The sequence below is a fragment of the Synechococcus sp. R70.1 genome (genome assembly GCF_047461675.1).
Taxonomy (GTDB): domain Bacteria; phylum Cyanobacteriota; class Cyanobacteriia; order Thermostichales; family Thermostichaceae; genus Thermostichus.
The window spans coordinates 1-5,249 of the sequence record NZ_JANSHR010000068.1; the positions used below are offsets into that span (position 1 = coordinate 1).

A 5,249-nucleotide genomic window follows, 5' to 3' on the forward strand; every position below is an offset into this window, starting at 1 on the left:
TGGTGGCCTTGTCAGCGCTTCACTACCCTATCCCACACTCACCCCCACCGTCAAGACCCATAAGGGGTTTTTGGGAACAGGCCACCGCTAGACTGAGAAAGTGAGTTCGGAGGGGATTCGGACAAATGGGGATTGAGATTGGGATGCCAGCTCCCGACTTTAGCCTGCCTGCGGTTGGGAAAGGGGTTCCCAAGGGGGCCCAGATTTCGCTGGGGGCCTATCGGGGCAAGAGCAAGGTGCTGCTGGCTTTTTACCCCGCAGACTTTTCGCCGGTGTGTACGAGCGAGATGCGCTGTTTTCGGGAGGACTGGGGAGCTTTTCGGGCGGCAGGGTGTGAGATCTTGGGGATCAGCAGCGATCCCATCTCTCGACACGAAGCCTTTGCCGAGCAGCTCAAGCTGGAGTTCCCTCTGCTGAGTGACGTGGACAGGAGGGTAAGCCAGCAGTACGGGGTGGATAGCTTGCTGGGGATACGGCGGGCCTATTTTGTAGTGGACAGCCAAGGGATCCTACGCTACCAGCATGTGGAGTGGCTGCCCATCTTCAAGCGTGACAACCGCGAGCTGCTGGAGGTAGTGAGGGCAATTGACTAGGGGCAGGATCCTCACTGGGCTGGACAGATAGATCTGGTGTGCCTGGCCGCTGTCGAGCAAGAAGAGGGGGGGCTTGGACCGAGGGGCTCTTATCCAGCCTGGTTGTCGCCCGTCCAGACGGCAGCCCAGCGCAAGATCCTGGCAAAGCCGGAGCGAGTAAGGACAAAGGGGCACTGGTCGGAGTCGAGCTGTTGTAGACCCTTGCGGGAGGGCGCGGGCCATTAGGAGGCCGTAGAGGTTATGCATGCACTCTTCGGAGGAGCTTTGGGAAGTCTCGAGAGGGATCCACAGGTCTAATGGTTTAGGGACAGATTGCCGCCCTCAAGGCTAATCTAAAGGGGAGAGAACAACGCCTGCCCTTAGCTCTATTGCGAAAACGAGGCGGCAATCGCCATGAGGATCTCGGTGATAAAGCTTCTCTCCTCACTGCTGCTTTTGGGAGGGCTGTCCGCCCCTGTTGCCGTAGGGGCCTATCCGGTCAGCCCCAAAACGGTCATGTCTCTGCAACGGGGGGATCACGCTCAAGCGCTGCCCAGAGCCAAAACGAAGCAACGCTTTCGGGTGGTAACCTTGGCAACCGGCCTGGAGCATCCGTGGGGGATGGCTTTTCTGCCAGATGGAACCATCCTAGTTACCGAACGCCCGGGCCGCCTGCGGCGGGTTACCGACCGAGGGTTGGATCCCCAGCCCATAGCCGGGGTGCCGGAGGTGTTTGCCCGCGGCCAAGGGGGACTGCTGGATATCGCTTTGCACCCCAACTACGCGGAGAACGGCTGGATCTACTTGTCCTACGCGGCTCCCGGGCCGGGTGGAGGGGGGACACGAGTGGCGCGGGCCCGCCTAGGGAAAAAGGGACTCCAGGACCTGGAAGTGATTTTTGACATGGAGCGCAAGACGCCTGCCCAGCAGCACTTCGGCTCCCGCTTGGTCTTTGACGAAGAAGGGTTTCTCTACATCAGTACTGGGGATCGCGGAGAACGGAATCGGGCTCAGGATCTGGGGGATGCAGCAGGCAAGGTGTTGCGCCTTACCGACACGGGCGGGATCCCGAAAGACAACCCCTTTGTTGGGCAAGCAGGGGCTCTGCCAGCAATTTTCACCTATGGCCACCGCAACATTCAGGGAATGGCCCGCCACCCGGAAACAGGGGCTATTTGGATACACGAACATGGGCCCAAAGGGGGAGATGAGATCAACATCCTCGCTCCCGGCGTGAACTACGGCTGGCCTTTAATCACCCATGGCCGCGAGTACAGCGGCGAACCAGTTGGCAAGGGACTAGCAGCAGCTCCTGGATTGGCTTCGCCGCTGCTTCACTGGACCCCCTCCATTGCTCCCTCTGGCATGACCTTTTACACGGGAGACGTCTTTCCCGAATGGCGGGGCAACCTCTTTGTGGGAGCACTGGCTGGCCAGCATTTGGCACGGCTGGTTTTGGAAGGGAATCGGGTGGTGGCTGAGGAGCGTCTCCTAGAGGGAGCTGTCGGCCGTATCCGGGATGTGCGTCAGGGGCCGGATGGCTTGCTCTACTTGTTGACTGACGCCCCCAACGGATCCCTGTTGCGCTTGGAGCCAAGCTCTTGATTGAGGTCAAATAGCCCTGGTCCTGTAGGATTAGCCCCAACAGGGTTTCCCAACTCCCACTGCCGCCACTACAAGAACTTGACATCTTGCTCGATGGGGAGTGGCTCTCCTGTTTGGGCATCTGTGTTGTGGCAGGCAAAGCACTCCTCCGGAGTTAGCTTAATAACCTGACCTGAAGCCGGAAGAAAAAGCATTCTCAGCTCTTTGGTTGGGATCAAGATAGTTTTGCTGTTTGGAGCCCCGCGCTTGTGCTTTTCGTCAGTGAAGGTTCTGACAACGCGAGATATTGGATAGTATTCGCTTTTCCGGAGCTTAGCTTCCAGAAGCGCTCTCCAGTGGGGGCTGTTCCCAAAAATCCATTGGCCCCTAGAAAATTTGAGGTCGAATACCTGACTCCAAATTCTGCTGTAGAAGGTGATGATAGATGTCTTGACTTCGTAAGCTCTCGTTATCTCCTCTAAGTGGGATAAAAACTCGCTGGCAGTCAATGGCTGAGGAGGATTGGCAAAGGGTTTCATGAATCGATATCTTCTAGCTTCTGGTTACAGCGGTGGGATTCCCGTAGCTGCATAGTCCACCCAGCTCGAAGCACTTGCGCAAAGGGGGGTATGTCAGAAGTTGCCCGTCAGACAACCAGTGGCCCCTCCTCAAGGGAGCCTGTAGATAGAAGCAACACCTTGCAGGGAAAGCTTGCCCGCCAAAGGCCGAAATTTATGGGCGGTACAAGATTCGAACTTGTGGCCCCTTCCGTGTGAAGGAAGTGCGCTACCGCTGCGCTAACCGCCCTTTCTAGGGTTTACCAAAGCTAGCCTCTATTGTACCACTGCTGCTACAACACTGGACAAGAAAGGTGCTCCGCACCGCTGTTGCAAACGAGGACTAAAGCCCTTGGCTGGGCGAAGAAGCAGTTGCTCTACAGGCCGAGATCGACCCGCGCGATGGGCAAGTGACCTCCCCTTGTCAGCTAGAGCTCTACGCAGAGGAGTTCTACGGCCTCCTTGCCATTTGCCCCTGTCCAGGACGATGGTGGGATGCCTTCCTGTCGATCTCCGGAAAACTTCAACCTAGTCGTGGTTACCCTCCCGCTGGCCTTCTGGGTCGTTCCGGAACCGATCTACCCGTTTGAGCTCCTCTCCGTTCGGGCGCAGCGGCCTCGGGGACTCCATTCCGCTCTCGCGAAGGGGAGAGGCCTCCCGCTCCAGGTCTTCCCCAAGGCGCTCGCTGCCGGCACGCTCTCCGTTAAGGGGCTCTGCGGCGCGAAGGGAGGGTGGTAAACGGAGGAGTTCAGCAGGAGGGCAATCCTCGGCTGTGGGCAGGTCGGAAGTGCTAAGCACTCCTTTTGGGATGGAAGAGAGGCGCTGGGCGACAGCCCCGATGCTCTCCAGACGAATCATCTCCTCCCAGGAGCAAATCTCCTCTTCATCTTCTGTTTCGTAGCGAACCAGGATAGTGTCCCCCTCGATATCGAGGATCTTGGCTCGTTCCAGCCAGCGTCCCTGATCGCGCAGGTAGATCCACACTTCCTTGCCTTCGCGGCTGAGTTGATAGATCCTACGATGAAGCACGGTTCCCTCCTGCGATAAAAGATCCGGGCGAACTGTTGTGGGGGTTACCCAGTTCACCCTTCCATCTTAGCGGCTGGATCCCTCCCCTGTATGCCCTTCATGGGGCAGAATTAACTTTCTAATCCCGAAGAAATCCCAAAAGGCAGTCTCCCTCTGCCGCCGGCTTTGGCAAAGCCTTGATCTTCAAGGAGACAGTATGCGCATCGCTATTGTCGGGTTGGGGTTGATCGGCGGATCCCTGGCTCTTAAGCTTACCGAAGCAGGGTACTCCGTCTGGGGGATCAGCCGCAATCCGGCTACCTGTCAAGAGGCCCTAGAACGTGGAGCGGTTCAGGGCTGCGGAACCGAGTTGGCCCAGTTGACGCTTTTCAACCCTCAGGTGGTGGTGATCTGTACTCCCCTGGAGCAGGTGTTGGCCACCCTGGCAGCCCTGGTGCCCTATCTGTCGCCCCAGACAGTGGTAAGCGATGTCGGCTCCGTCAAGCAGCCAATTGTTGGGCCGGCAACAGCGCTATGGCCCCTATTCGTGGGGGGGCACCCCATGGCCGGCAAGACGTTACAAGGGATCCAGGGAGCGGAAGCTAACTTGTTTCTGGGGCGACCCTATGTGCTCACTCCCATTCCCCAGACGCAACCCCAAGCCCTCGCGGTGATGCAGGAGCTAGTGGCAGCAGTGGGTGCCGAAGTTGTCCTTGCCGATCCTGTCCGTCACGATCAGGCAGTAGCTTGGGTTAGCCATCTGCCGGTCATGGCGGGAGCTGGCTTAATTGCCGCCGTCAGCCAGGAGGAGAACTCGAATATTCTGGCACTGGCCCGCACTTTGGCCAGCAGTGGCTTTCGAGATACAAGTCGGGTTGGCGGTGGGATCCCGCAGTTAGGGCTAGAGATGGCCCGCTACAACCGGCAAGCGCTGCTAGCTGCTCTGCGTGGCTACCAAGCTGAGTTGAAGGCACTAGAGCAGCTAATCGAGGGCGAACAGTGGGAAGAGCTGCTCCAGAAGCTGCAGCGAGTCCGCCAGGAATGGCAGCAGTTTCCAGTAAATCGAGGGGCGCCCTAGGTGACTAGCTGCAGCTGCTGCAACTGGCTGCTCAATACCCAACTGGATAAAAGGGGCTAGCTTTGGCTTGCTGAGGGGTGTTTTGACTTTGCCCAGAATCTCTGCGGGTAGGAGCGATGGGAACCTCGATCACCCGCTCTGGCGCTAGAGAAACCATATCGGAGCGCTCGGCAATCTCTCGCAGAGAATTGACGATGGATTCTTGAGTGAGGAGAAACTGCTGCTCATGGCGTTGCAGCCGCTGCCAAACCTGGTAGTGCTGGCTCCATTGGCTTTGGGTATGCACTGTCCAACTATAAACACCTAGCACCGCTAACCCCGAGACGATGGCGAGGCCGGTGGAGACCTGGTGCCACCAGATGAGATGCTCTCTCCAGGTGGGATCCCAACGGCGGGGATGGGCGGATTTCAAAGGTTGAGGGGGGCTGCCTTTGCAAGCTGCAGGAGACA

5 protein-coding genes, 1 tRNA gene and 2 pseudogenes are annotated in these 5,249 nt (G+C 58.2%); 3 read left to right on the plus strand and 5 right to left on the minus strand.

What is annotated here, in order from left to right; all coding sequences use genetic code 11:
- The first annotated feature begins 125 nt into the window (after nucleotides 1–125).
- The gene (locus tag NW807_RS08150) at nucleotides 126–593 is read left to right on the plus strand and encodes a peroxiredoxin family protein (RefSeq protein WP_414393776.1); all 468 of its coding nucleotides are present in this window, start codon (nucleotides 126–128) and stop codon (nucleotides 591–593) included.
- Nucleotides 594–682: 89 nt separating this feature from the next.
- Here the strand turns inward: NW807_RS08150 and NW807_RS08155 are convergent.
- Nucleotides 683–748, minus strand: a pseudogene (locus NW807_RS08155) (hypothetical protein); the annotation flags it as partial.
- 238 nt (nucleotides 749–986) lie between these two features.
- On the opposite strand from NW807_RS08155, the gene NW807_RS08160 reads away from it, so the two are divergent.
- Nucleotides 987–2,177: a PQQ-dependent sugar dehydrogenase gene (locus NW807_RS08160; RefSeq protein WP_414405309.1), complete on the plus strand. Its 1,191-nt coding sequence runs from the start codon at nucleotides 987–989 to the stop codon at nucleotides 2,175–2,177.
- 68 nt (nucleotides 2,178–2,245) lie between these two features.
- Here the strand turns inward: NW807_RS08160 and NW807_RS08165 are convergent, their stop codons facing one another.
- The 3 genes and pseudogenes from NW807_RS08165 to NW807_RS08175 form a co-directional block, all read right to left on the minus strand.
- On the minus strand, nucleotides 2,246–2,695 hold the full coding sequence (locus NW807_RS08165) for a hypothetical protein (RefSeq protein WP_414425794.1): 450 nt from the start codon (nucleotides 2,693–2,695) through the stop codon (nucleotides 2,246–2,248).
- 196 nt (nucleotides 2,696–2,891) lie between these two features.
- Nucleotides 2,892–2,963 (minus strand) — tRNA-Val (locus NW807_RS08170).
- Between the two features lie 497 nt (nucleotides 2,964–3,460).
- A pseudogene (locus tag NW807_RS08175) lies at nucleotides 3,461–3,742 on the minus strand (DUF6679 family protein); the annotation flags it as partial.
- Nucleotides 3,743–3,938: 196 nt separating this feature from the next.
- On the opposite strand from NW807_RS08175, the gene NW807_RS08180 reads away from it, so the two are divergent.
- Nucleotides 3,939–4,799, plus strand: coding sequence for a prephenate/arogenate dehydrogenase (locus NW807_RS08180; protein ID WP_414425795.1), 861 nt, complete (start codon nucleotides 3,939–3,941; stop codon nucleotides 4,797–4,799).
- Nucleotides 4,800–4,830: 31 nt separating this feature from the next.
- Here NW807_RS08180 and NW807_RS08185 read toward each other — a convergent pair.
- Nucleotides 4,831–5,249, minus strand: a 419-nt coding sequence (locus tag NW807_RS08185; protein WP_414425796.1) for a hypothetical protein, incomplete at its 5' end; no start/stop codon positions are given.